The following is a 24821-nucleotide window of genomic DNA, read 5'->3' as shown; positions in this document are numbered from 1 at the left end:
GCGATGCGGCCGGGCTCGAAGCCTACAGTGCCCGCCGCGCGTTGTTCCTGGACGCCATCGCGCGTCTCGGCCAGCACATGGACGACGGCCCCGCGAGCGACGCGCTGGAGCAATTGTCCACGCGGGAAGGCCGCATCTGGGCGCAGTTGCAGTCGCAATCGCCGGCAACGGGTGCGGCCAGCGCCGGCGCCAGTGCGGTGATCGCGGACTTCGTCGCCATGGGCGATGTGTCGGAAAGCCTCGTCAAGCAGGCCGATGCGCGCATCGAGGCCGAAATCGCCGGCCTGCGCGAACAATCCGCCGCCGCGCGGCGACGCATGCTCACGCAACTGTGGCTGCTCATCCCGATCGGCCTGCTCCTGGCGGGCGGCGTGATCCTGCTGATACGGCGCCCCATCCGCCAGCTTGGCGCGGGTATTCGCGGGCTGGGAGAGGGGCAGCTCGACAAGCCGATCCGCGTCACCGGTCCGCACGATCTCGAAGTGCTCGGCGCCCAACTGGACTGGCTGCGTACGCGGCTGGCCGAGGTCAACGCGCAGAAGACACGCTTCCTGCACCACGTATCGCATGAGCTGAAAACGCCGCTGACAGCCATCCACGAGGGCTCGCAACTGCTGGGCGAAGGCATCAGCGGGCCACTCACGGGCGAACAGCGCGAGATCGTGCGCATCCTGCGCGACAACACCGCGCGCCTGCGCCGGCTCATCGAGGATCTGCTCGACTACAACGGCATGCGCTCGCGCCCCGCCCGGCTGCGCCGCGAACGCTTCGTCGCTGGCGAGGTCTTTTCGATGATTGCCGACGACCAGAAGCTCGCCCTTTCCGCCCGCAGTCTCACGCTGCGCCAGAGCGGCGCCAGCCTTTTGCTCGACGCCGACCGCGAAAAGCTGCGCGTGATACTCGACAATCTCGTCTCGAACGCGATCAAGTTCGCGCCCGAAAACAGCGAGGTGGAACTCTCGGCGCACCTCGGCGAAGGCAGTGCCCTGCTCGAAGTGGCCGACAGCGGCCAGGGCATCGCGCCCGAGCTGGCACAGAGAATGTTCGAACCCTTCGTGCAAGGGCCTTTGCCGGCCGGCGCGCCGATCAAGGGAACCGGATTGGGCCTGTCCATCGTCAAAGAACTGGTCAGCGCCCATGGTGGTGAGGTTGAACTGCTACCCAATCAGCCCTGCGGCACGCGCGTGCGCGTACGCCTGCCGCAGGCCGCTATAACAAAACCATGATGTCCTTCTCGATGAGATTCCTATCGCTCGTGGCGATGATTGCCTCCTGCGCGATGTCCGGCTGCGCAACAGCCGATCGTGCCCCGGTGCGCGCCGCACCCACAAAGGTTGTCGCCACGCAGACCGAAGTGAACGGCGATTACCTGACCACACTCGCCAGCCGCATCAAGACCGAAACGCCGGCCGAACTGGCCTCGGACGCCGATGCCTTGCAAAAGGCATACAGTGCGCGCCGCACCGAAGACAACCGACTCAGGCTCGCCGCCTTCCTCGCGCTCGCGCCGGCCCCAAATGGCGACCGAGGCAAGGCCGTCGCGCTGCTCGACGTGCCGCCGGGCGAGGCCAACGGACGCGGACGCACGCATCCGGTGGCCCAATTGTTGCTGCCTCTTCTGCAAGACTCGAAGCGCGCCGACGAAGCCCTTTCCACGACGCAGCAGAAACTGCGCGACGAGCAGAAGCGAAGTGATTCCCTGCAACAGAAGCTCGATGCCATTCGGGATATCGAAAAACAGATGCTCGAGCGAACGCCGGTACCTCAGAAATGACGCATCGCCCCAAGATTCTCCTTGTAGACGACGACCCCGACCTGCTCCGCCTGCTGACCATCCGCCTCAAAGCCTCTGGTTTCGACATCACCACCGCAGAGCACGCCGAGGCTGCGCTCGCGCAGCTTGCGGGCAGCCGCCCCGACCTGCTGGTGACCGACCTGCGCATGCCCGGCATGGACGGCATGGCGCTGTTCGAAGCCGTACGCCAATCGCATCCCAGCCTGCCGGTGATCGTGCTCACCGCGCACGGCAACATTCCCGAGGCGGTCGAAGCGACGCGACGCGGGGTGTTCGGCTATCTGACCAAGCCGTACGACGCGGCCGAACTGATCGAACAGATCCAGCGCGCGATCGGTCTGGCGGGCCCCGCCGCCGATGAGCCGTCGGGCAGCGGCGACAACGATTGGCGCTCCGCCATCCTGACCCGCAGCCCGCTGATGGAAGACTTTCTCCAGCAGGCCCGACTGGTCGCCCGCTCCGAAGTCAGCGTGTTCATCTCCGGCCCCAGCGGCGCGGGCAAGGAACTGCTCGCGCGCGCCATCCACAAGGCCAGCGCGCGCGCCGACAAACCTTTCGTGGGCGTCAATTGCGGCGCCATTCCCGAACCGTTGCTCGAATCGGAACTCTTCGGCCACGTGAAGGGTTCCTTCACCGGTGCGCACCGCGACCACGAAGGACTATTCATGGCCGCACAGGGTGGCACCTTGTTCCTGGATGAAATCGGCGACATGCCGCTGGCATTGCAGGTCAAGCTGTTGCGCGTGCTTGAAGAAAGACAGGTTCGCCCCGTCGGCGCCACGCGCAGCGTGCCGATCGACGTGCGCATCATCTCGGCGACCCACCGCAACCTCGACGTGGCGCGGACCGAGGGCCGCTTCCGCGACGATCTCTACTACCGCCTGAACGTGGTCGCGCTGGCGATCCCGCCGCTGGCGGAACGGCGCGAAGACATCCCACTGCTGGCCAACCACTTTCTCAAGCGGCTGGCACAACGGTACGAGCGCACGGTGAACGCCTTCGCACCCGAGGCCATGGAGCTGCTCGTCGCCGCGCCCTGGCCGGGTAACGTGCGCCAGTTGCTCAACGTCGTCGAGCAGACGGTGGCGCTATCGACCACGCCATTGATCCCCGCCTCGCTGGTGCAGCGCGCCATCCAGGAAGATCAACCCGCCATCGAGTCCTTCGACGAAGCGCGCCGTCGCTTCGAGCGCGACTACCTGATTCGCCTGCTTCGGCTGACCGAGGGCAACGTCAGCCAGGCCGCGCGGCTCGCCAAGCGCAACCGCACCGAGTTCTACCGCCTGCTCTCGCGCCATCAACTGGAGCCCGGCGCATTCAAGGCGACGGCCGAACTGGCCTGAAGGATGCCGGGGCGATCACTTCGCCCGGCATCCAGCCGCACCTGCAATCGATCCAGCAGCCGACCGATGTTCTTGCCAACGTACATCTACGGTGTGGAGGGCGCCAGGCCCTCCGCCGCCTCGCGCTCCGCGATGCGGTTGCGCCACACATCGCCACGCCCGGTATCGGCAGCATGGCATCGCGCCCGTTATGCCGTTTCCTTCACACACCCAGAAACGACCGATGACATCGATCGCGTCGCAGCACCGCCTGCCAGCACTTATTGCCCCGGCACTCGATGGCAACCCGCGCGATGCGCTTGCCATAATCCGGCTCAATGCGCTTCGCAGTGCGTCGTTTCAGGCCGCCGGGCGCCGTTGATCCGCTTGGAGTCCGTCATGGCGGGGACGGCGACGGGCGACTAACATCGCGCGATACCTCTTGCCGGATTGCCGCCGATGAAACTGCCCCGCCGTTTTGCCCTCTTCCTGCGCGTCGTGCTCGTTGCGCTCACGCTCGGCCTGCTGTCCCCTTTGCCGGCTTTCGCACTGTCGGCTAAGGAGGAAGCCCGCGTCGACGCCATGCTGGCGGCGCTGGCCAAGCGCACCGATCTCGTGTTCATCCGCAACGGCGAAAAGCACAACGCTGCCGATGCGGTGGCGCACCTCAGGCTCAAGCTGTCGCGCACGCGCAATCGCCTCGATACGGCAGAAGAGTTCATCGACAAGGTCGCGTCGTCCTCGTCGATGTCGGGCGAGCCCTACACCATCCAGCAAGCCGGCAAACCAGCCCAACCCGCCAAGCCGTTCCTCCACGAACTGCTCAAGCAGGTCAGCCCTTAGCAGGGACGAGCAGCGCCTCCTGCGCCACGTCGAGGAAAGCGCGGGCGGCGTGCGAGAGGTAGCTCTCCTTCATCCAGATGAAGGCGAGCCGCCACGGGATGTGCGGGTCATTGAGCGTGGCCCACGTGAAGCGACGGGGATCGAGCCGCTCGCACAGGCGACGCGGCAGGAGCGCCACGCCAAGGCGCGCGGAGACCAGTTCGGCGATGAAATCCCACTGCCCGCTGCGCGCGGCGATGCGCGGGGAAAATCCGGCTTCGCGGCAGGCCGCGGCAATGCGGTCGGCCAGCGCAAAACCTTCGTTGAAGAGAATCAGCGGTTCGTCGCGCAACTGCCCGATGGCGACGGCCTGGCGCTTCGACCACACCGAACCGGCAGGCGCCAGCAGGCACAGGTCTTCGCTGGAGAACTCCTGGGTGGCAAGTTCCTCGCGCGCCGTGGGCAGTACCGTCACGGCCAGTTCGAGATCGCCCGCCAGAATGCCGCGCTCCAGGTCGCGCGCACCGTCCTCGGTCAGCATCAACTCCACTTCTGGATAGCGCTCGCGATAAGCGCGCACCACGGGCGCGAAAAACGCGGTCCCGACCATGGGCGGCAAGCCCATGCGCAAGGGGCCGCGCACGCGTTGCCCGAGCGATTCGAGTTCGCCTTGCAGGCGCGCCGAAGCCGCCAGCACCGCCTGCCCCTGCTCGAACACCACGCGGCCCGCATCGGTCAGGCGCACGCCGCGCCCTTCACGCAGCAGCAAAGGCGTGCCGAGCTCATCTTCGAGCGCCCGGATCATCTTGCTGATGGTGGGTTGCGTGACGAACAGGTTGCTGGCCGCGCGTGTAAAGCTGCCGGTGCGAACGACCTCGATCAGACAACGCAGCGCTTTGAGTTCCATCGCTCCTCCCCCAACCGGCAAGTCATTCCATATTGGAATCGATTTTATTCCAATAATTCATTTTCATTATGGGTCGCAGAGCGCCTACACTTGGCACAGATTCCCGATGCAGCCGTCCACCCGCATGACCACGCCCGCCGTCCCCTCGCCCGCCAGCCGCACCCAGCGCTTCATCGTCGTCGCCTCGCAGGTGATGCTGATCGCGCTGATCTGGATCTGCGCCGATATCGTCTCGCGCAGGTTCCTGCCGCAGGTGCCGAGCAGCCTGCTGGGCCTGGGCGTCGTACTGGCATTGCTGTGGACGGGTGTGATCCGGCGCGACTGGCTGGCGCATGGCGCCGGCTGGCTGATCAGCGAAATGCTGTTGTTCTTCATCCCGGCCGTGATCGCCATCATCCAGTACCCCGACATGATCCGCCGCAACGGGCTGGCGATCTTCGTCGTCATCGTCGGCAGCACCGTCTGCGTCATGGCCAGCACGGCGCTCGCCGTGGATGCCACATGGCGGATCCAGGCGTGGCATGCGCGCCGGCGCGAACGCATGGCGGCGGAGAAGCAAGCATGAGCGGGTGGCTTGCCACGGCCTGCCTGGTCGTCACCGTGGCGCTGTACTTTGCGATGAAGCGCGTGCACCGCCAGTACAAGCGCGTATGGCTGTCGCCGATGATCGTGGTGCCCGCGATCCTGATCTGTGCGCTACTGATCACGCACATCCCCTACGTCACCTATGCCTCGCGCAGCCACTGGCTGAGCTGGATGCTCGGGCCCGCCACGGTCGCCTTCGCCATCCCCATCTACGACTACCGCGACACCATCCGCCGCCACTGGCTGCCGCTGGTGGTGGGCGTATGCGTCGGCATGACGGTGGCGGTCGTGTCGTCGGTGGCGCTGGCGCGTCTCATGCATCTGCCGGAAACACTCGAACGCAGCCTTGCGGTGCGTTCGATCAGCACGCCCTTCGCCATGATCGCCGCGCCCGAACTCGGCGGCGCGGCAGACCTCGCGGCAGTGTTCGTGGTGGTCACCGGCGTGTGCGGCATGATGCTGGGCGAATGGCTGCTGGCGTTTCTGCCGGTGCGGTCGAGCCTGGCGCGCGGTGCGCTGTTCGGCGCGGGCGCCCACGCGGCCGGCACGGCCACGGCTCACGGCCGCAGCGTGGATGAAGGCGTGGTGTCCAGCCTCACCATGATCGTTGCCGGCGTGCTCATGGTGATCATCGCCCCGCTGCTGGCGCAGATTCTCTAGCACGCATTGACTGCGTGAAGTGAGTCCTAGTCCTCCGACCCGTCCAGCGGCTTGCCGATGCGATCGTTGAACCATGCATCGAGCATTTTCTTCTCGTAGAACAGCGGATCGGCATCGGTGCGATACGGCGCATCGGCGAGATAGTTGCTGTTAACAACAAAGTCATTCCCCTCCGATACCACCTTGTCGCCCTCCGTCAGCCGATAGGCGAGCCGGATGCGCGGCGGCGTGACCTCACCCATGATGCGCACGCCCTGCGCGCGGCGCGGACTGATCTCGCCAGCCAGATCGATGTCGAGCACGTCGATGGCGAGCTGCTGCCCGTCGTGCAGGCGCTTGCCACCCGCGCTTTCAAAGTACCGCTGGAACGCTTCCAGCACGCCCTTGGTCGGCATGCCGCCGCGCGGATCGCCATCCGTGTATTGGTCCGGCGAGACAAATCGCACGGTCACGTTGTCGGCCGCCATGGCGACGGCCGGCAAAAGGCTCAGGATGATGCTCGCCACGACTTGCCTCATGCGCGTTTCCCCATGCCAGAGAATTCATGAGAACCATTCTCACATAGGGCGACGACAGGTGCGCAGAGGCGCGACATAAGGGCAAGTCACGGTACACTGCGCACTTCACAAAAACTACGATTTCTTACATGACGCTGCCTCTGGATGAGAGATTCTCGACGACCCTCCATGGTCTGGCCCACCTGTGGCGCCTGGAACTGGATCGCCGACTGAAGGACTTCGGCCTCGGCCGTGCAGGCTGGCAGGCCATCAGTGCGATTGCGCGGGCCGAGGCGCCCATGTCGCAAATCGAAATCTCCAACAATCTCGGCGTCGAAGGCGCGACGATGGTGAGCACGCTGGACCGCCTCGAAGCGGCAGGCTTCGTGCTGCGCGTGCCCTCGCAGACCGACCGTCGCGTCAAGCACGTGACCCTCACCGACAAGGGGCAGGAAATGTTCGGCGTGCTCAAGACAGTTGCCGCGCAGTACCGCAAGGAACTCCTGCTCGACGTGTCAGAAGACGATCTCGAACGCGTCACGCAGGTGCTCGAACGCCTCAAGGCGAGCATCGAACGCAGCAAGTAATCCCCGCCGCGACGCCGTCCCGCCCGCCATTCACCAAGGCGGGCACCGGCGTCGCCATCGCGCACCGAATCCGTGCGCACCCTCTCGCGGCACCTTCGCCGGCTTCTTTACCCATTCCGTAAGGCACTGATTGCACGTCGTTTTCCGAACACCTAGCGCGATGGCATAAGCGTTGCTCTGCTGGCCTTGAACCAGCCCTGAGCGGAGACCCATGCAATGACCGCCGAATCACGTTCGACGCGCGCGGCAGACCTTGAACTGATCAAGCTGACCAAACGCTACGGCGGCGGCGCCACGGCCGTGGATGCCATCGACCTGCGCATCAAGGCCGGCGCGTACTGTTGTCTGCTCGGCCCTTCGGGCTGCGGCAAGACGTCGACGCTGCGCATGATCGCGGGGCACGAATCGGTGACCGACGGCGACATCCTGCTCGGGCCGCGCAACATCACGATTCTGCCGACCGCGCAACGCGGCACGGCGATGATGTTCCAGAGCTATGCGCTCTTCCCACATCTGTCGGCGCTGGACAACGTTGCCTTCAGCCTCAAGATGGCCGGCGTCGACAAGGCCACGCGCCACAAGCGTGCGCACCAGTTGCTGGAACTGGTCGACATGACGCCGTATGCCGACCGCAAGCCAGGGCAACTGTCCGGTGGGCAGCAGCAGCGCGTGGCGCTCGCGCGTGCGCTGATCGTCGAACCGCGCGTGCTGCTGCTGGACGAACCGCTCTCCGCGCTCGACCCGTTCCTGCGCATCCGCATGCGGGCGGAACTCAAGCGCTGGCAACTCGAACTCGGTTTTACCTTCATCCACGTCACCCACTCGCAGGAAGAAGCCATGGCGCTGTCCGACCAAGTGGTGGTGATGAACCATGGCCGCATCGAACAGGTGGGCTCGCCGCACGAAATCTTCGACACCCCCGCCACCGAATTCGTCGCCCGCTTTCTCGGCGGCCACAACGTGATCGCCACCCCGACCGGCAAGATCGCCCTGCGCGCAGACCGCACGCGTCTGTCGCGCGCGCAGCCCACGGGCGAGCCCATCGCGGCGCGCGTGCGTGCCGTGGAATACCAGGGCACTTACGTGCAACTGGCCCTGCATCACGAACACATCCCCGACCTGACCGCCACACTGCCCGAAGCCGATTACTACGCCGCGCCCATCGCGCCCGGTGAAGCCGTCTTCGTGTCGTGGGCGACAGCCGACGCGCGCCCGCTGCCTGCGTCATGACATATGCGTTCAAACAAAGCCGCATCGCCCACCTGACTTTCAACCGGAGATCGAAATGAGCCACACCAAGAAGGAAGCCGTCGTGACCGAACCCGCCAGCAACATGCGCCGCACCCTACTCAAAGGCGCGGCCGCGACCGCGGCGATCACAGGCTTTCCGTACGTCAAGGCACAAGAGAAGATCGTGCTGCGCTACCTGGGCACGGCGGTGAACCAGGACAAAGCCATCGCCGACAAATTCAAGGCCGACACCGGCATCGAAATCCAGTACATCCCCGTCACGACCGACGACGTGAGCAAGCGCGCGGTCACCGCGCCGAACTCGTTCGACCTGCTCGACACCGAGTATTTTTCGCTCAAGAAGATCGTGCCCACGGGCAACATCAAAGGCATCGATGCGCGCCGCGTGAAGAACTTCGACAAGATCACCTCACTCTTCACGCGCGGTGAAGTCGGCGGCAAGAAGGTGGGCGATCAAGGCACTGCGCCGAAGAAAGTGATGTTCCTCGACGGCGAGAAATCGAAGAATTTTGCGAAGACGCCGACGCAGTTCGTCACGCTGATCCCCACCACGTACAACGCCGACACGCTGGGCATCCGCCCCGACCTCATCAAGCGCCCCATCGAATCGTGGGCCGAATTGCTCAACCCGCAATTCAAGGGCAAGGCGGCGATCCTGAACATTCCTTCGATCGGCATCATGGACGCCGCGATGGTCGTCGAGGCCATGGGCCTCTACAAGTACCCGGACAAGGGGAACATGACCAAGAAGGAAATCGACCTCACCATCAAGGCGCTGATCGAGGCCAAGAAGAACGGCCAGTTCCGCGCGCTGTGGAAGGACTTCAACGAGAGCGTGAACCTCATGTCATCGGGTGAAGTCGTCATCCAGTCGATGTGGTCGCCCGCTGTCACCAAGGTACGCTCGCAGGGCATCGCCTGCACGTTCCAGCCGCTCAAGGAAGGCTATCGCGCGTGGGCATCGGGCTTCGGCCTGCCCGCCACCCTGCAGGGCAAGAAACTGGACGCCGCGTACGAATTCATCAACTGGTTCCTCGACGGCTGGGCCGGCGCCTATCTGAACCGCCAGGGCTACTACTCGGCCGTGCTGGAAACCGCCAAGAGCCATATGGAAGCCTACGAGTGGGCCTACTGGATGGAAGGCAAGCCCGCCGCCAAGGACATCAAGGCGCCCGACGGCACGGTGATCGAAAAGGCCGGCAGCGTGCGCGACGGCGGCTCGTATGAAAAACGCATGGGTTCCATCGCCTGCTGGAATTCGGTGATGGACGAGAACGCCTACATGGTCCAGAAGTGGAACGAGTTCGTGGCCGCCTGATGACCCACTCGCCTGCCGTGGCACGGCTGCGGCAGGCGCGTTCCAACTCCACCGCCGCATCGACGATGAAGACCGACAGCGCCACCCTGCTCGCCCCCGCCGCCGACGCGTCGGCCCCCGTGCGAACGCCCTTGCTTGCGCGCGCGTTGCCCGCGTGGGCGCAGGCGGCACCCTTCGCTCTCGTGTTCGCACTGTTCTTCATCATCCCGCTGTTGCTGGTGGTGGTCGTCAGCTTCTGGGACGCCAGCGAATACGAACTCATCCCCGCCTTCACACCCAAGAATTACGTAGGCATTTTCGAAGGCTGTGCCAATACGGCCGAGTTGTGCGTCACATTCAAGACTTACCTGTCCACGCTCACCTATTGCGCGCTGACGTGGTTCTTTACGCTGGCGATCGGCTTCACGGTGGCGTACTTTCTCGCCTTTCATGTGCGCACCACCACCATGCAGACGCTGCTGTTCGTGCTGTGCACGATCCCGTTCTGGACGTCGAACGTCATCCGCATGATTTCGTGGATTCCGCTGCTGGGGCGCAACGGCGTGGTGAATCACTTTCTCATTTCGGCAGGCATCGTCGACTCGCCGCAGGAATGGCTGTTGTATTCGCCTTTCTCGGTGGTGCTGGCCTTTGTGCACCTGTTCACGTTCTTCATGATCGTGCCGATCTTCAACTCGATGATGCGCATCGACCGCGCGCTCATCGAAGCCGCCCGCGACGGCGGCGCCAGCGCGTGGCAGACGCTGTGGAACGTGATCGTGCCGCTGTCGCGCACGGGCATCATCATCGGCTCGATCTTCGTCATCACCATCGTGATGGGCGACTTCGTCACCATCGGCGTCATGGGCGGGCAGCAGATCGCTTCGGTCGGCAAGATCATCCAGGTGCAGACCTCGTATCTGCAATTTCCCATGGCAGCGGCCAACGCGGTGATTCTGCTGGCCGTGGTGCTGATGATCATCTGGGCACTGACGCGCATGGTCGACCTGCGCCGGGAGTTGTGACATGCGCGATTCACGCGGCTTCGGCTTTTATGGACTGGCGCTGTTCTTCGCACTGTTCGTGCTGTTCCTCTACGGGCCGGTGATCTGCATTTTCGTGCTCAGCCTGCAGGGGCCGGAGGGTGGCCTTGTGTTCCCCATGCGCGGCGTGTCGCTGCATTGGTTCCACAAACTCTTCGAAGGCATCGGCGTGGTCGACATCGGCGCGGCGTTGTGGCGCTCGGTCAAACTGGGTGCGGCCGTGACAGTGCTCACCGTGCTGCTATCCGTGATGGCAAGCCTTGCCTTCCGCAAGAACCTGCGCGGCGGCACGGCGCTGTTCTTCATTACCGTGGCAAGCCTGATCATGCCGTCGATTGTGGTGTCACTCGGCATCGGGCTGGAGTTCCGCCTGCTGGATACCGCGCTCAAATGGTTGTTCGGCGCGGTCGGCTGGGACAACCTGGCAGCCGAGTTCAACACCACCATGGGCCTGTTTACGTCGGCGCTCGGCGCGCAGCTCACGTGGACGCTGCCTTTCGGGCTGCTGGTCATGTTCGCCGTATTCAACCGCTTCAACCCCGCGTACGAAGAAGCCGCGAGCGACCTCGGCGCCACGCCGTGGCAGACGTTCCGCCACGTGGTGCTGCCCTTGATCGGACCTTCGGTGGTGGGCGTGGGCATGTTCGGCTTTACGCTGTCCTGGGACGAAATCGCCCGCTCATCGCAGGCCATCGGCGACCTCAACACGCTGCCGCTGGAATTGCAGGGCCTCACCACCACGGCCACCTCGCCGGTGATCTACGCACTGGGCACCGTCACCACGCTGGTCTCCTTTGTGGTGATGGGCGTGGCGATCCTCGCCATGGCGCTGCTGGCCCGCCGGCGCAGGGGCGCGGCCTGACGACATTCGCATCCACGGAAAACGCCAAGCAACTCATGTCCACCGGCCGCGTTCTCGTCATCAATCCCAATACCACCGCCACCGTCACCGACCTGCTGGCGCGCCATGCGCGCGCAGCGCTGCCGAACGCGGACATCGACACCATCACGGCGCCTTTCGGCGCGCAGTACATATCGAGCGAAGTCGCCTACACCGTGGCCGGTCACGCGGTACTCGACGCCTGGGCCGTGGCGGCGCCAGCGCACGTGGTGCTGATCGGCTGCTTCGGCGACCCCGGGCTCCACGCCCTGCGCGAAGTCTGCCCCGCGCACGTGGTGGGGCTGGCGAGCGCATCGATGAGTGAGGCCGCCGCACGCGGGCGTTTTGCCATCATCACGGGCGGACAGCGCTGGCAGGCCATGCTGGAACGGCTGGCCGTCGTGGAAGGCTTCGCCGGGGCCTTGGCGGGCATCGAAATCCTCCCGCAGTCGGGCCTGGATCTGCAGGCCGGCGGCGAAGCGGCCATCGCGCTGTTGGGCGAAGCCTGCCTGCGGGCGCGCGAACGCTGGCAGGCGGACGGCCTGATCCTCGGCGGCGCGGCGCTCGCCGGTTGGGGCGACGTGCTGGCGAACCGCCTCGGGTTGCCCGTCATCGACAGCGTGTCGGCCGGCATGCGGGCGGCGTCCGGCCTGCTCGGCACACCCGCGCCGCAGCCTGCCGGGACGGACGGCGTAGCCTATTCGGGCATATCGGCGGCGCTGGCGCACCGGCTTGCCCAGTAGGCGCCGAGCCACCATCCGGGTTGCGTCAGTCGAACGCCGACACGGCGCCACAAACGGGCGCGGATCGGCGATGATGGCGCCCTGACTTCGTCACCGAAACTCATCATGAACCCGATTCAAGCGCCCGCCTGGGCAGAGCTCCTTCGCCACGCCGACCACGCCCGTGGCACGCACCTGCGCGAACTGTTCCGCGAAGACCCGCAACGCGTGCAGCGCTATTCGGCGGACGGCGCGGGTATTCATCTGGACTACTCGAAGAACCGCGTCAACGACGTCACCATGGCGCAGCTCGTGGCGCTCGCCAAGCAGACGGGCGTCGAAGCGCAGCGCGATGCGATGTTCTCGGGCGAGGCCATCAACAACACCGAACACCGCGCCGTGCTGCACACCGCGCTGCGCAACCTGGGCGACGCGCCCGTGCTGGTCGACGGCCGCGACGTGCTGCCCGAAATCCGATCCGAGCGCGCCCGCCTCTACGCCTTCGCGCGCCGCGTGCGCGACGGCCAATGGCTCGGCCACACCGGGCAGACCATCACCGACGTGGTGAACATCGGCATCGGCGGCTCGGACCTCGGTCCGCTCATGGTGTGCGAAGCGCTCAAGCCGGTGGCCGATGGCCCACGCGTACACTTCGTCTCGAACGTGGACGGCGCCGCCATCCAGCAGGCGCTGCGTGGGCTGGACCCGGCACGCACGCTGTTCGTGATCGCGTCGAAGACCTTCACCACCATCGAAACGCTCACCAACGCGCGCACCGCGCGCCAATGGCTGGTGGATGCTGCCGGCAACGAATCCGCCGTGGCCAGGCATTTCGTGGCCGTGTCTACCAATCGCGACAAGGTGACCGAATTCGGCATCGACGCCGACAACATGTTCGGATTCTGGGACTGGGTAGGCGGCCGCTATTCACTGTGGTCGGCCATCGGGCTGCCCATCGTGCTGTCGCTCGGGCCGGACCGTTTCGATGAACTGCTGGCCGGCGCCTACGACATGGACCAGCACTTCCGCACCACGCCGCTGGCCGAAAACCTGCCCGTCATCCTGGCGCTGCTCGGCGTGTGGTACGTGGATTTTCTCGGCTCGCGCTCGCACGTGATCGCGCCGTACAACAACGTGCTGCATCGCCTGCCCGCCTTCCTCCAGCAACTGGACATGGAATCCAACGGCAAATCAGTACGCCGCGACGGTGCGCGCGTTGAATACGCGACCGGCCCGGTGATCTGGGGCGAGCCCGGCATCAACGGTCAGCACGCTTACTTCCAGCTCCTGCACCAAGGCACTGCGCTGATTCCGGTGGACTTCATCCTCGCTCTGCGCCAGCCGAACGTACTACCGGGCCACCACCGCACGCTCATGGCGAGCTGCTTCGCCCAATCCGCCGCACTCGCGCGCGGCAAGACGGCCGACGAGGTGCGCGCCGAACTGAGCGCCCGCGGCATGAGCGGCGACGAACTCGAAGCCGCCATTCCGCATCGCGTATTCGGCGGCAATCGCCCAAGCAACACGCTGGTGCTCGACGAACTCAACCCGCGCACGCTCGGCGCGCTGCTGGCGCTCTACGAACACAAGGTGTTCGTGCAAGGCGCGATCTGGGGCCTGAATTCGTTCGACCAATGGGGTGTGGAATTGGGCAAGCAACTGGCCTCCGGCATCGAAAAAGTGCTGGCCGGCGAGACCGATGCATCGGCCTACGATTCGTCCACGCAAGCGCTGATCGAACGCGCGATCCACGCACAACAAGGTTGAATGGCATGAATGAAGTCGCCACGGACGCCTTCAGCGAAGAGCGTGCCGCGATCGCTGCATGCGGCAAGGTGCTGGGCACGCTGTTCTACTATCCGCCGTCGCATCCCGCCCATGACGAATGCCTCGCCTTGCTGACGGACCTGCCCTCGCAATGGCCCTATGGACGGCCCGAGGAACTCAACGCCATCCAGTACGAACTGCATTCAATGGATGGCGCTGACGACGCGCACCAAACCTTGTTCGTCGGGCCGGCACATCTCGAAGCCCCGCCCTGGGGCTCGGTGTATCTGGATGAGGAACGTGTCCTGTTCGGCGCGTCGACGCTGGAGTGGCGCGACTTCCTGCGCCGCAATGGACTGACACGGGCGGCTGACCAACACGATCCCGATGATCACTTTGGGCTGATGTGCCTGGCCATGGCGCAGGTCAGCGAGGACGCCGACGCATTGCACGAACTGTTGCAAGCGCACCTGCTTCCGTGGTCTGACCGGTATCTGGAATTGCTTGAAAGCGCCGCGCCGCCCGGGCATTTCGGCGCTTTGGCACGGCTGGCCCGGCTCACACTGACCGACATTGCCGCGCGCGCGCAACTCCAACCCAACGCACGGCCGATCTACATTTAGCTGCGCGCTCCGGCAGACGTGGATCAAGGACTGGTTGTTCTGCGTGCCGCAATAACCACATCAAAAACATGGGTTTAATTTAATTCAAATACATTTGCACAATACAACGTCACCATCGACAGGCTCTGTATCGATTCAACGACGCTTTGTCGGAAAGGTGAACCGCTGTATGGACGACCATCGCTCCGCTTCAAAAACAGAAAGTCGCCGCGACTTCTTTAAGTTGGCTGGCCTGCTTTCCGCCACGCCCTTCATCGCAGGCGGCGTCAAGGCGACACAGTCCGCCGGTGCGCCCGCCGCGGCCGCCGAAAAAGTCGTGCAGACGTGCAGCACCTTCGACTGCGGCGGAAAGTGCGTCATTCGCACGCACATCAAAGACGGCGCCGTCGTACGCATCAGCACCATCGCCGACGCCGAAATCAATCCCGACATGCCGGTCATGCGCGCTTGTGTGCGCGGCCGCAGTTACCGGCGTTTCGTCTATAACCCAGACCGCCTGAAGTACCCGATGGTGCGCGTGGGCAAACGCGGCGAAGGCAAGTTCAAACGCGTGAGCTGGGACGAGGCCACCACGCTCATCGCCCAGCAGATGAAGCGCATTACCGATGCGTATGGCCCCGCTTCGCGTTTCTGTACGGTCAACACGGCCGGCAGCAGTGGCGCCATTTCGGGCGACGTCATGGCGCGCCGCCTGCTCAATCTGACCGGGGGCTTTCTCGACTACTACCACTCCGTCAGCATGGGCAACACGCTGGCTGCCACGCCCTACACCTATGGGACACCGGCCAGTGGCAGCGGCCTCGATTCGCTGCTCGACACCAAGCTCGTCATCCTGTGGGGACACAACCCCACCGAAACCGTATTCGGGCACACCAATCACTACTTCCAGGAAATGAAGCGGCGAGGGACAAAGTTCATCGTCGTCGATCCGCGATATTCCGATAGCACGGCGGCATACGGCAGCGAGTGGATTCCAATTCTGCCGACGACCGACAATGCGCTCATGGACGCGATGGCCTACGTCATCGTCACCGAGAACCTGCACGACGCGAAATTCCTCTCCACCTACTGCGTGGGCTTCGACGAAGCACATATGCCCGAGGGCGTGCCCGCCAATGAGTCGCTCATGGCTTACCTCACCGGCAAGAAAGACGGTGTGGCAAAAACGCCGGAATGGGCCGAACGGATCTGCAAGGTGCCGGCACTCACCATCCGCCGCCTCGCACGCGAGTACGCCACCACCAAGCCCGCCGCACTGATCCAGGGTTGGGGGCCTCAACGCCACATCTGCGGTGAGCGCACCGCGCGCGGCAGCGCCATGCTCGCCTGCATCACCGGCAACGTGGGTGTCAAAGGCGGCTGGGCGGGCGGCTACGGCGGCATTGGCACACGCAAGGGGACAGTGCCGACCGACATCGGCACCAACGCGGTCAAGGGCAAGATTTCGATCATGAACTGGATGCAGGCCGTCGAAGACGCCAGCAAGGTCCGCCCCGAAGACGGCCTGAAAGAAGTCGACCAGCTCTCCACCAACATCAAGATGATCTTTTGCCTCGCGGGCAATTACCTCGCGAGCCAGAATCCCGACGTCAACGCGGCGGCCAGGCTTCTGGCAGACGAAAGCAAGGTCGAGTTCATCGTCTGCAGCGACCTGTACTTGACGCCTTCGGCAAAGTTCGCCGACGTCCTGCTGCCCGAAACCTCATTCATGGAGCGCTGGAACATCGGCAAGACATGGGGTTCGGGCAATTACCTGATGCTGTCCGAGCAAGTCATCGAACCTTTGCACGAAGCGCGCAACGACTACGACTGGCTCACCGACGTCGCACGCAAGCTCGGCGTGGAGCAAGAATTCACCCTCGGCCGCAGCCAGAAAGACTGGATCGAAGCGATCTGGGAGGCAACGCGCCTGACGCAGCCGTCAGAAGAACTCCCGGACTTCAATACGCTGCAGACCCAGCGCATCGCATATTTCAAGAACCCCGAGCCGTACGTGGCATTCAAGAAGGAAATCGACGACCCCGCCGCACATCCGTTCAAGACGCCGTCTGGAAAGATCGAACTCTTCTCCAAGCGACTGTACGACATGAACGACCCCGATATTCCAGCGCTTAGCCACTACGTGCCAGCGGTGGAAGGACCGCAGGACGAAGCCACGAGCGAATACCCGCTTCAGCTCATTACCTGGAAGGGCAAGAACCGGGCCAACTCGACCTTCTTCGCCAACCCGTGGCTGAAAGAGGCACAAACACAAAAAATGTGGATCAACCCCATCGACGCTCGTGCTCGCGGCGTCAAGCAGGGCGACATGGTTCGTGCCTTCAACAAACGCGGAACGACGGTCATCGTTGCGGAAGTCACCACGCGGATCATGCCCGGCGTGGTAGCCCTGCAATCGGCCGCCTGGTGGCAACCGGACGCCAATGGCATCGATCGCGGCGGCTGCGCCAACGTGCTGAGCAGCACGCGCATCACACCGCTGGCCAAAGGTAATGCGCACCAGACCATCCTGGTGCAGGTCGCCAAGGCTTGATGGGGATATTCAATATGGGAACTCAACTCGGCTTTTTCATCGACTCAAGCCTGTGCAGCGGCTGCAAAGCCTGTCAGGTGTCCTGCAAGGACAAGAACGGGCTGGAAGTCGGCCGTCTGTTCCGTCGCGTGTCTGAAGTGCGAGGCGGCGGTTTTGCCCCCAACGGCAGCGGCGGCTACATCAACAACGTGTTCGCATACACGCTATCGATCTCATGCAACCACTGCAGTGACCCCATCTGCACGCGCAACTGCCCGACAACAGCCATGCACAAACGCGAAGAAGACGGCGTCGTGGTCGTCGACATCGAAAAGTGCATCGGCTGCGGCTATTGCGCGTGGTCCTGCCCGTACGGCGCGCCACAGATGAATGAAGAAATCGGCCGCATGTCCAAGTGCGACCTATGCCTCGACCTGCGCGAGCAGGGTCAAGACCCGGCCTGCGTCGCGGCCTGTCCGCTGCACGCCATCCAGTACGGGCCGATCGATGAATTGCGTGCCAAGTACGGCGATGTATGCGATGCACGCGGCTTGCCCAGCTCGGAGATCACCCAACCCAACCTCGTCATCCGGTTGCATCCGGGTGCCGAAACCGTGGAGGACAAATGACATGATGCACGATTGGCCTCTGGTGTTCTTCACCGTCCTGACGCAAACCGCCATCGGCACGCTGTGCGTGGCGACGGTGTTCGGGCTCATGCTCGGCCGCAATAGCGGAGCGGATGAACGCTTTCATCTGATGCGCCGGCCGCTGCTCGCAGCGAGCGGGCTATCGGTACTCGGCCTGGCGCTCTCATTTTTGCACCTGGGATATCCACTCAATGCAATCAACGCGATCCGCAATATCTCAACATCGTGGATGGCGCGTGAGATCGTCCTGACCAGCGCCTTCATCGGCGCCACCTGTCTGACGACCTTTCTCGCGATGCGCCAACGGCGGGTTGCGAACCTTCACCTGATCGTATGTGCTGCACTGGGGATCGCCAACCTTTTGGTCATGGCGGAAATTTACCGCCACACCAGCGTCGCCACGTGGCTGCCGGTAAATACGCACTTCGCCTTCATTGGCACCGCATTGACAGGCGGATCGCTGGTCGCATGGCTATGCGTCGCGCCTGCAGCATCGCAGCAGGACGCGCGGCAGTTCGGCATCGTCGCCATGCTATGCGTAGTGGCGGCCATCCTGCTGCAGTTGCTGGCGTTGCCGCTGTTCATCAGTGAGCTGAACCAGGTCGCCGCAAATCCGGTCGTCACCTTCCCGCTGCGTTCGCTCACCGCCTACGCACAGCTCGGCGACATGCGTTGCGTACGTTGGGCGTTGAGCATCGTCGGAGGCGCCCTGTTCTGCCTGGCGATGTGGCGTCTGCGCGATGACACCCGCAAACCAATGGGCACAATCGTCAGTGCAGCAGCACTGCTCGCATGCGGCGAACTCGTTGGCCGCTATCTCTTCTACGCAGTTTACGGCTGAGCCCAACGCAGCCTCCCACCCGCTTTGCTTGGCGCACTCCTCACCGGGCCACAATCCACGATCACCGTGGTGCGGGCCCGGTGCGCCCGTGCGAAGTGCCGCCACAACGCCTGCGACGCCTGCGTTCGCGCGTGTCCCACGCAAGCCATCAGAGCCGATAGCAGCGGCGTATCGCTGAACGCCCGAGACTGCATCCGTTGTGGCAATTGTCTTTTTGTCTGCCCCACCGATGCCATCGAAGGACCGGCTCCGCTTCGCCATATCGTCGATGGCACCATCGAAGCGGTCGACGGCCCGCCGCCAACCGCGCAAGAACTCCTGCTGCTCCATGCGGCACACCGACTGCGCGCGGTGTTGGGCGACGCTGCCAGCCCGTGGCGAGCGTCCGTCGACGCGGCCAACAAAACACTCAACGCGCTCGGCCGCTCGCCAATCGACTGGAAATTGCCTCAGACAAGCGCAGCGCCCTCGCCTTCGCGACGAGCATTTCTGCGGCGCGGCTCAGACCGGATTGCGCATATCGTTGCGGCCACATCCGCCGAACCGGCATCGCAAGCACTGTGTTCGGCCTTTCACGACGTTAGTCTGCGGCGCATCGACCTGTCGCTCGATGCCTGCACCTTGTGCGGCGCCTGCACGCGCATCTGCCCACACGCGGCGCTGAGCATCGAAGCCCTCAGTTTCGTCACCGATCATCAACGCTGCACCGGGTGCACGCTCTGCCGCGATAGCTGCCTGGAGAGCGCCATCGACATCGTCGACGTACCATGCGCCGCCGCCCCCGACATCCACCCCTTGTCCTCCGGCGAGTGCCCGCGGTGCGGCCGTACGTTCTTCAATTGGCAAAGCCGCCAGACGGCACCGCTATGCCACATCTGCCGTAAGCGCAGCATGTTGTACGGCGACATGTCTGCACCGTAACAGCCATACGCCGTGCCACGGCGGCGATGAAAGACATGTCGGCCGCCAATGCTCGCCTGAGCAAATCGGTCTACCGATGCCGTATGCAAGCGGGCGGCAAGCGCTACAAGCCCTTTCGAGCATCCGGACTCGACGCGTCGGCACCGAACGCCGACGCGCAATAAAAAGAACCCGACCGCGCAAGCGATCGGGTTCTTCTTTTTTGGATGCGGGGCTACACATCCGATTGCGGCGACTTTGCCACTGGATAACGCCGTCGTCGCTTGAGCGGTACCCTCACGAGCGCCGCTCCCTCACGCTCTTCCAAGAGATCAGAACGTATGGCGGATCGCCAGTTCGGTGCCGAACTGGTTGTCCTTCTTCTGCGCGTCATTCACGTCGGTGAAGCCGCCCTTCTGGCGCTCGTAGCTCAGGTTGGCCATGAGCGTGGTCCGCTTGGACAGGTTGTACCAGTAGCCCAGCGCGTAGTGCGTCAGCGTTTCGCGGTCCACGCCAGCGGCGGTACGTTCCTTGCGCTGGCCAACGTTTCCGCGGAAGGAACCCGCACCCATCGGCACGCGGAAGCCGACCTGGTACACCTTGTACTTGGCGCCGTCATTCTTCAGCGAAGGCACGTCGTAGCCCTTCGATTCGGTGTAGCCGCCGAAGATCTCCGCCACCTTGAAGTTGTAGTTCGCCGTGAGGAACCACGTCTTCCACGGGCTGGCCCCGGCGATGGAGCCCGAACCGCCCGCCACCTGCGCGTTGTCGTTGAGCGTGTCCTTCTGGTAGACCACATCGGCCTTGAAGTCGCCCAGCGTCAATTGTCCGCCCAGACCCCAGCGCGTCTTGTTGTTGGCCGCGTTGTTCTCGCCCAGGCCGATGGTCGCGACAGCCTTGAAGACGCCGCCGAAGTTCGGCGATTCGTACTTGGCCGCGTTGTCCCAGTTGTTGGTGATCTTGCCGCGACGATTCGGCGCAGCGCCGATCGTGTCGCCGCCGAAGGCTTCGTACGTGCCGCCGTACAAGGTGTAGCCCGCCGACGCCAGCCGACCGAACGACACGGCGCCGAGCTGCTTGCTGCGCAAGCCGACGAATGCCTTGTCCTTCCACTGACGGTTGCTGTCCTGATTACCGTTGTCGAGGAAGAAACGGCTTTCGAGCTGGAAGAACGCCGTCAGGCCGCCCCCCAGATTTTCCGTTCCCTGAAGCCCCCAGCGGTTGGATGACTCTGCATCTTCCAGCGTGGCCTTTCCGTCATTGGTAAAGGTGCGATAGCCCATGTCGACACGACCATAGATCGTCACATCCGATTGTGCGAATGCCGGAGCGGCGGCCATACCTGCAATGGCCAGAGCGATGAGTTTCCTTTGCACGTGTAAATCTCCTCTTTTGGCTTGCGCGCGGAGCGCACTGCCCTGCTCCGCGCGGCACCTCCACAGCAAGGTGCGCCAAAACCTTCACACAGCATGTTTTGTCGAAACTCGATAAATATTGTGCATCGGTACATTTGCACCAATCTTTTGTGAATGTGCAACACCGTGTCAGCCACAACCGTGGGAAATGTCAGAAGTTTCCATGCAGTTTCCGTCTACCTGTTCGCATCGGCAGCGCGCACATGCGTACCGGATGCGTACGCAATTCATCGCCACGCCGCCCGGAAATTCGACTGACTTGAAGGCGTCATAAGTCGCACCCGCACGCACGCACCGCATCGCGCCGCCTGGGGAATCCGGTACCGTTGCGTGCACGAATGTCCGCGAGGTGTCCCCGATGTCTCAATCCGAAAAAGAAAAATCGGTCGCCGTCATCGCCAGCGAAGCTCCTGTGAGAGCAAAGCCATCGAACTACCCGGAACCATTTGCATCGCGCATGGCGGGGCGAGAAAAACGCCGGCTGGGCGAGCTGTTCGGCCTGCGCAACTTTGGTGTGAACCTCACGCGGATGATTCCCGGCGCCAACTCGTCGCTGCGTCACGCGCACTCGCGGCAGGACGAGTTCATCTACATCCTCGAAGGGCACCCCACCCTGATGACCGATGAAGGCGAAACCGTGCTTGCCCCCGGCATGTGCGCGGGCTTCGCAGCGGGGTCGGGCAACGCCCACCAGCTCATCAACAGATCGAGCGCGGACGTGGTGTACCTGGAAATCGGCGACCGTACGCCGGACGACGCCATCGTCTACCCGGACGACGATCTGCAAGCCGCGCTCGATGACAACGGCAACTGGCGATTCGAGCACAAGGACGGCACGCCTTACTGAGCGACGGCGTCGCCCCGTTTGGTCGCCTTGGCGCCTACCCGCACCGACTCTATATTGAGTCAACACCAACAGGACTCGTCCGCCGTCATCGCAGCCCACACGCAGCGCGCGCCTCCGCCACAATGCCGCTGCGATCTTCGAATGGACGGGTCCGCCTGGCAAACCGGAAGGAGGCACCGGATATGGATGGCGATCTGCGCAGGCGCACAAAGGGGGCCGACCACACGCCTCCGTCCGCGGACGACATTCTTCTGGACGTACAGAACTTCTCGCTCGTGCTGGGCGGCCCGCTCTACCAGCTCCTGCGCCGCGCCCACATGACCGACGACGCGCTGGCGCTCCTGCGCCAGCGGATTCTCGTCATCTCGCTGATTGCATGGCTGCCGCTGCTGGTGCTCTCCGCCATCGAAGGGCATCTGTTCGGTCACGCCGTGGCCCTGCCATTCGTGTTCGATCTGGAAGTGCACATCCGCTTTCTCGTCGCCATGCCGGTGCTGATCATGGCCGAGCTTGTCGTACACCAGCGCCTGCGCCCCATCGCGCGGACCTTTCTCGACCGTCAGATCATCCCCGAAGCCGCCGTCGTGCGCTTCGACGAAGCCATCCGCACGGCATTCCGCCTGCGCAATTCCGTCGTCGCCGAATTGTTACTGATCGCGCTCGTGTATGGCGTAGGCATCATCGTCATCTGGCGCCAGTACATCGCACTGCAAACGACAGCAACGTGGTACGGCGCGCCCGCGCCCGGCGGACTGGCGCTGTCGCCGGCCGGTTACTGGTACGGCTACGTGAGCGTGCCGATATTCCAGTTCCTGCTCATCCGCTGGTACTTCCGCATGTTCATCTGGACGCGCTTCCTCTGGCAGGTATCGTGCATCCCGCTCAACCTCGTGCCCACGCACCCGGACCGCGTCGGCGGCCTCGGCTTTCTCGCCAACACCGTCTACGCGTTCATGCCGCTGTTGATCGCGCACGGGGCCATGCTCGCGGCGCAGTTCGCCAACCGCATTTTCTTTGCCGGCGCCAAGCTCACCGACTTCAAGATCGAGACCGCATCCACCGTGCTCTTTCTGCTGTGCCTTGTGTTTGGTCCGCTGCTCGTCTTTGCATCCCAACTCGCGCAGGCCAAGCGCACCGGGCTGCGGGAATACGGCACGCTGGCCGAACGCTACGTGCAGGAATTCGATGACAAATGGCTTCGCGGCGGCGCGCCCGCCGACGAACCCCTGGTTGGCAGCGGCGACATCCAGTCGCTGGCCGACCTCGCCAACAGCTACGACATCGTGCGCACCATGCGCCTCGCCCCCATCACGCGCGACGCCGTCGTCAGCCTGGCCGGCTCGGTGCTCATCCCCATCGCACCGCTCGCACTGACCATGATGTCGCTGGACGACATCCTGAAAAGACTGTTCGGGCTCATGTTCTAGGCACGCCGTCGCGGCCTTGGCACCGCGCCGGCCGCCTAGCCTCTAAAAAAAATCGACCGACATCGCCCCGGCTTTGGCGACGTGGCGATTCCGCTCGCATACGCCCTTTGGGGCAAAATCGCCTGAAATCGACAAATTTGATACCTAATGGCGTCTTCACCTAGACGCCGCGCTTGCCTGTGACTCGCTGGATCACCGCTGTCGTACTGCTCAGCCTCACCGCGTTCGGACTCGGCTGCCTCGGCTTTGGCATGAGCCTGCTGCCCGCCCCGCTCAACGACGCACTCAAGCGCTTCCGCCACGAATTCACCCCGAATACCACCACACCCACGCTCTACCGCTGCATGGTTGATGGCCGCATCGAATACACCGCCACGCCCTGCGCCAAGGGCGCCCAAACCAGCATCGTCGACACCCGCCCCACCAGCGGCGGACTCGCGCCCGAGCGCGCGTTTACCGATCAGCTTGCGGATATGCGCCGCAACGCGTCCGTTGAATCAAACAAGGATGATTTGCCCGGCTCTTCTCCATCGGATGACGAAATTACCTGCGCGAATATCGATGCGCTGATTGGTCAGGCGGAAAAGCAATTGAGAATGCCGGCGGATGCTCGGTCGGGGGCGGATTGGGGGAAGCGGCGGAAGATGTTGGCACAGCAACGTGAACGGATGCGATGTTGAACCCGCGACCTACTGGCATGCCCAGCCAATTCTGCTTCTATCGTCATTCGACACCCAATCTATATTGCAGCCGTCCAGTCGATGCGAAATGAGAACCTCAAAATAGGGAAACAAATAAAACGCGAGATATCAAGTTGGCAAACTGTTTTGACATTCAAGCGTTGGATTCCGGGGCAGCCTTTGTACTTCTGGTCGATACGATCGGCTAGCGCCTGACGCTGCATGTGCATTGCGGAAGGCATCGCACATCCCATAGACGAGTTAGCCGGCTCTTTTGATCGGCCCACGCATTGGTGCCACCAAATGACAGGCGTGTCCAAAGGGGCGGAGTTTCATGACATTTCAATGTGAACAGATATGCGTCAACGTTCGCGTTCCGAATTGCTCGAAAGTCAGAACTCTGCAGAATGGCCATGGCCGTGTGCGGCAAGTGCTTCTCACGGAGTCATAGCCAAACATCTCTGGATGCAGCCAGTTATGACAGGAGACTTTTCATGTCCAAGCTGTTTAAGGTGTGCCTAGATATAGAGGGAAATGATCGGGGGCTAGCGGTTACGACCGTCGCAGCAGCAGATCAGGATGACGCCATCACTAAGGCACACAACCATGTCGGCGTAACCAATCAGAACGTGAAGCCCCGAAAGATCGTAGTAAAAGGGGTTAAAGAGGTGGGCGAGAAAGGCTGCCTGACTGAACAGTACATCCCGAGAGAGTGGATGTAGGCGCCTGTAGTTTTGCCCTTCTCCGCAAACAAGAAGCCCGCCAATTGGCGGGCTTTTTGTTTAGCACTA

25 protein-coding genes are annotated in these 24821 nt (G+C 63.5%); 22 read left to right on the top strand and 3 right to left on the bottom strand.

Translation table 11 applies throughout. The annotated features are described in order from the left end of the window. The 4 genes from ACDA63_RS11890 to ACDA63_RS11875 form a co-directional block, all read left to right on the top strand. Positions 1-1226 (top strand): ATP-binding protein (locus ACDA63_RS11890; protein ID WP_373663465.1); only part of this gene is annotated, 1226 nt, incomplete at its 5' end. Between the two features lie 29 nt (positions 1227-1255). Beyond that, positions 1256-1774 (top strand): hypothetical protein, encoded by a 519-nt coding sequence (locus ACDA63_RS11885; protein ID WP_373663464.1) that lies wholly within the window; start codon positions 1256-1258, stop codon positions 1772-1774. After that, entirely contained in the window at positions 1771-3138 is a 1368-nt protein-coding gene (locus ACDA63_RS11880) for a sigma 54-interacting transcriptional regulator (RefSeq protein WP_373663463.1), read from the top strand. Before ACDA63_RS11885 ends, ACDA63_RS11880 begins: the two co-directional genes overlap by 4 nt. A gap of 438 nt (positions 3139-3576) precedes the next feature. Then, a complete protein-coding gene (locus tag ACDA63_RS11875) occupies positions 3577-3960 on the top strand; it encodes a YfeK family protein (protein ID WP_373663462.1) in 384 nt (127 codons plus the stop codon). On the opposite strand, the gene ACDA63_RS11870 is transcribed toward ACDA63_RS11875, so the two are convergent. After that, the gene (locus tag ACDA63_RS11870) at positions 3950-4846 is read right to left on the bottom strand and encodes a LysR family transcriptional regulator (RefSeq protein WP_373663461.1); all 897 of its coding nucleotides are present in this window, start codon (positions 4844-4846) and stop codon (positions 3950-3952) included. The genes ACDA63_RS11875 and ACDA63_RS11870 overlap by 11 nt on opposite strands. Before the next feature lie 106 nt (positions 4847-4952). Here ACDA63_RS11870 and ACDA63_RS11865 point away from each other — a divergent pair, with 106 nt between their 5' ends. Together ACDA63_RS11865 and ACDA63_RS11860 are read left to right on the top strand one after the other, a co-directional pair. Further along, a complete protein-coding gene (locus ACDA63_RS11865; RefSeq protein WP_373663460.1) occupies positions 4953-5411 on the top strand; it encodes a CidA/LrgA family protein in 459 nt (152 codons plus the stop codon). Further along, complete coding sequence (locus ACDA63_RS11860) at positions 5408-6091, top strand: LrgB family protein (protein ID WP_373663459.1); 684 nt, start codon at positions 5408-5410, stop codon at positions 6089-6091. Before ACDA63_RS11865 ends, ACDA63_RS11860 begins: the two co-directional genes overlap by 4 nt. A 26-nt stretch (positions 6092-6117) precedes the next feature. On the opposite strand, the gene ACDA63_RS11855 is transcribed toward ACDA63_RS11860, so the two are convergent. Continuing rightward, positions 6118-6609, bottom strand: a complete 492-nt coding sequence (locus ACDA63_RS11855; RefSeq protein ID WP_373663458.1) for a DUF3016 domain-containing protein — start codon at positions 6607-6609, stop codon at positions 6118-6120. A gap of 128 nt (positions 6610-6737) precedes the next feature. Between ACDA63_RS11855 and ACDA63_RS11850 the strand changes: the two genes are divergently transcribed. From ACDA63_RS11850 to ACDA63_RS11795, 12 genes are all read left to right on the top strand, one after another. Continuing rightward, positions 6738-7175 carry a MarR family winged helix-turn-helix transcriptional regulator gene (locus ACDA63_RS11850; protein WP_373663457.1) on the top strand — a complete coding sequence of 146 codons (438 nt, stop codon included), beginning with the start codon at positions 6738-6740 and terminating at the stop codon, positions 7173-7175. 216 nt (positions 7176-7391) lie between these two features. Continuing rightward, entirely contained in the window at positions 7392-8405 is a 1014-nt protein-coding gene (locus ACDA63_RS11845) for an ABC transporter ATP-binding protein (RefSeq protein WP_373663456.1), read from the top strand. Positions 8406-8460: 55 nt separating this feature from the next. Continuing rightward, positions 8461-9744, top strand: coding sequence for a PotD/PotF family extracellular solute-binding protein (locus tag ACDA63_RS11840; RefSeq protein ID WP_373663455.1), 1284 nt, complete (start codon positions 8461-8463; stop codon positions 9742-9744). Next, on the top strand, positions 9744-10748 hold the full coding sequence (locus ACDA63_RS11835; protein WP_373663454.1) for an ABC transporter permease: 1005 nt from the start codon (positions 9744-9746) through the stop codon (positions 10746-10748). Before ACDA63_RS11840 ends, ACDA63_RS11835 begins: the two co-directional genes overlap by 1 nt. Position 10749: 1 nt before the next feature. Next, entirely contained in the window at positions 10750-11628 is an 879-nt protein-coding gene (locus ACDA63_RS11830; RefSeq protein WP_373663453.1) for an ABC transporter permease, read from the top strand. A gap of 35 nt (positions 11629-11663) precedes the next feature. After that, entirely contained in the window at positions 11664-12389 is a 726-nt protein-coding gene (locus ACDA63_RS11825; RefSeq protein WP_373663452.1) for an aspartate/glutamate racemase family protein, read from the top strand. Between the two features lie 105 nt (positions 12390-12494). After that, on the top strand, positions 12495-14135 hold the full coding sequence (pgi, locus tag ACDA63_RS11820) for a glucose-6-phosphate isomerase (RefSeq protein WP_373663451.1): 1641 nt from the start codon (positions 12495-12497) through the stop codon (positions 14133-14135). A 5-nt stretch (positions 14136-14140) separates the two neighbouring features. Then, positions 14141-14758: a Tat proofreading chaperone DmsD gene (gene dmsD / locus ACDA63_RS11815; protein ID WP_373663450.1), complete on the top strand. Its 618-nt coding sequence runs from the start codon at positions 14141-14143 to the stop codon at positions 14756-14758. Positions 14759-14927: 169 nt separating this feature from the next. After that, positions 14928-17291: a DMSO/selenate family reductase complex A subunit gene (locus ACDA63_RS11810; protein ID WP_373663449.1), complete on the top strand. Its 2364-nt coding sequence runs from the start codon at positions 14928-14930 to the stop codon at positions 17289-17291. Between the two features lie 14 nt (positions 17292-17305). Further along, on the top strand, positions 17306-17899 hold the full coding sequence (locus ACDA63_RS11805) for a DMSO/selenate family reductase complex B subunit (protein WP_373663448.1): 594 nt from the start codon (positions 17306-17308) through the stop codon (positions 17897-17899). Between the two features lies 1 nt (position 17900). After that, on the top strand, positions 17901-18761 hold the full coding sequence (locus tag ACDA63_RS11800; RefSeq protein ID WP_373663447.1) for a dimethyl sulfoxide reductase anchor subunit family protein: 861 nt from the start codon (positions 17901-17903) through the stop codon (positions 18759-18761). Between the two features lie 69 nt (positions 18762-18830). Continuing rightward, complete coding sequence (locus tag ACDA63_RS11795) at positions 18831-19682, top strand: 4Fe-4S binding protein (RefSeq protein ID WP_373663446.1); 852 nt, start codon at positions 18831-18833, stop codon at positions 19680-19682. A gap of 311 nt (positions 19683-19993) precedes the next feature. Here ACDA63_RS11795 and ACDA63_RS11790 read toward each other — a convergent pair whose 3' ends face one another. Continuing rightward, a complete protein-coding gene (locus ACDA63_RS11790; RefSeq protein ID WP_373663445.1) occupies positions 19994-21037 on the bottom strand; it encodes a porin in 1044 nt (347 codons plus the stop codon). 397 nt (positions 21038-21434) lie between these two features. On the opposite strand from ACDA63_RS11790, the gene ACDA63_RS11785 reads away from it, so the two are divergent. The 4 genes from ACDA63_RS11785 (at position 21435) to ACDA63_RS11770 (ending at position 24752) form a co-directional block, all read left to right on the top strand. Next, entirely contained in the window at positions 21435-21923 is a 489-nt protein-coding gene (locus tag ACDA63_RS11785) for a cupin domain-containing protein (protein ID WP_373663444.1), read from the top strand. Positions 21924-22105: 182 nt separating this feature from the next. Further along, a complete protein-coding gene (locus tag ACDA63_RS11780) occupies positions 22106-23350 on the top strand; it encodes a hypothetical protein (protein ID WP_373663443.1) in 1245 nt (414 codons plus the stop codon). Positions 23351-23601: 251 nt separating this feature from the next. Next, positions 23602-24030: a hypothetical protein gene (locus tag ACDA63_RS11775; RefSeq protein ID WP_373663442.1), complete on the top strand. Its 429-nt coding sequence runs from the start codon at positions 23602-23604 to the stop codon at positions 24028-24030. Between the two features lie 494 nt (positions 24031-24524). Continuing rightward, a complete protein-coding gene (locus ACDA63_RS11770; RefSeq protein WP_373663441.1) occupies positions 24525-24752 on the top strand; it encodes a hypothetical protein in 228 nt (75 codons plus the stop codon). Positions 24753-24821 lie beyond the last annotated feature (69 nt).

It is taken from the genome of Uliginosibacterium sp. sgz301328 (assembly GCF_041807905.1).
Classification (GTDB): Bacteria; Pseudomonadota; Gammaproteobacteria; order Burkholderiales; family Rhodocyclaceae; genus JBGVSA01.
This window is presented reverse-complemented; position numbering and strand designations above follow the sequence as displayed.

Bases quoted from the DNA above. Each gene is read 5' to 3' on its own strand.
- ACDA63_RS11825 (WP_373663452.1), top strand. From the start codon at position 11,664: ATGTCCACCGGCCGCGTTCTCGTCATCAATCCCAATACCACCGCCACC.
- ACDA63_RS11775 (WP_373663442.1), top strand. From the start codon at position 23,602: ATGAGCCTGCTGCCCGCCCCGCTCAACGACGCACTCAAGCGCTTCCGC.
- ACDA63_RS11805 (WP_373663448.1), top strand. From the start codon at position 17,306: ATGGGAACTCAACTCGGCTTTTTCATCGACTCAAGCCTGTGCAGCGGC.
- ACDA63_RS11835 (WP_373663454.1), top strand. From the start codon at position 9,744: ATGACCCACTCGCCTGCCGTGGCACGGCTGCGGCAGGCGCGTTCCAAC.
- pgi (WP_373663451.1), top strand. From the start codon at position 12,495: ATGAACCCGATTCAAGCGCCCGCCTGGGCAGAGCTCCTTCGCCACGCC.
- ACDA63_RS11850 (WP_373663457.1), top strand. From the start codon at position 6,738: ATGACGCTGCCTCTGGATGAGAGATTCTCGACGACCCTCCATGGTCTG.
- ACDA63_RS11780 (WP_373663443.1), top strand. From the start codon at position 22,106: ATGGATGGCGATCTGCGCAGGCGCACAAAGGGGGCCGACCACACGCCT.
- ACDA63_RS11785 (WP_373663444.1), top strand. From the start codon at position 21,435: ATGTCTCAATCCGAAAAAGAAAAATCGGTCGCCGTCATCGCCAGCGAA.
- ACDA63_RS11865 (WP_373663460.1), top strand. From the start codon at position 4,953: ATGCAGCCGTCCACCCGCATGACCACGCCCGCCGTCCCCTCGCCCGCC.
- ACDA63_RS11845 (WP_373663456.1), top strand. From the start codon at position 7,392: ATGACCGCCGAATCACGTTCGACGCGCGCGGCAGACCTTGAACTGATC.
- dmsD (WP_373663450.1), top strand. From the start codon at position 14,141: ATGAATGAAGTCGCCACGGACGCCTTCAGCGAAGAGCGTGCCGCGATC.
- ACDA63_RS11770 (WP_373663441.1), top strand. From the start codon at position 24,525: ATGTCCAAGCTGTTTAAGGTGTGCCTAGATATAGAGGGAAATGATCGG.
- ACDA63_RS11800 (WP_373663447.1), top strand. From the start codon at position 17,901: ATGATGCACGATTGGCCTCTGGTGTTCTTCACCGTCCTGACGCAAACC.
- ACDA63_RS11810 (WP_373663449.1), top strand. From the start codon at position 14,928: ATGGACGACCATCGCTCCGCTTCAAAAACAGAAAGTCGCCGCGACTTC.
- ACDA63_RS11880 (WP_373663463.1), top strand. From the start codon at position 1,771: ATGACGCATCGCCCCAAGATTCTCCTTGTAGACGACGACCCCGACCTG.
- ACDA63_RS11860 (WP_373663459.1), top strand. From the start codon at position 5,408: ATGAGCGGGTGGCTTGCCACGGCCTGCCTGGTCGTCACCGTGGCGCTG.
- ACDA63_RS11855 (WP_373663458.1), bottom strand. From the start codon at position 6,609: ATGAGGCAAGTCGTGGCGAGCATCATCCTGAGCCTTTTGCCGGCCGTC.
- ACDA63_RS11875 (WP_373663462.1), top strand. From the start codon at position 3,577: ATGAAACTGCCCCGCCGTTTTGCCCTCTTCCTGCGCGTCGTGCTCGTT.
- ACDA63_RS11840 (WP_373663455.1), top strand. From the start codon at position 8,461: ATGAGCCACACCAAGAAGGAAGCCGTCGTGACCGAACCCGCCAGCAAC.
- ACDA63_RS11870 (WP_373663461.1), bottom strand. From the start codon at position 4,846: ATGGAACTCAAAGCGCTGCGTTGTCTGATCGAGGTCGTTCGCACCGGC.
- ACDA63_RS11830 (WP_373663453.1), top strand. From the start codon at position 10,750: ATGCGCGATTCACGCGGCTTCGGCTTTTATGGACTGGCGCTGTTCTTC.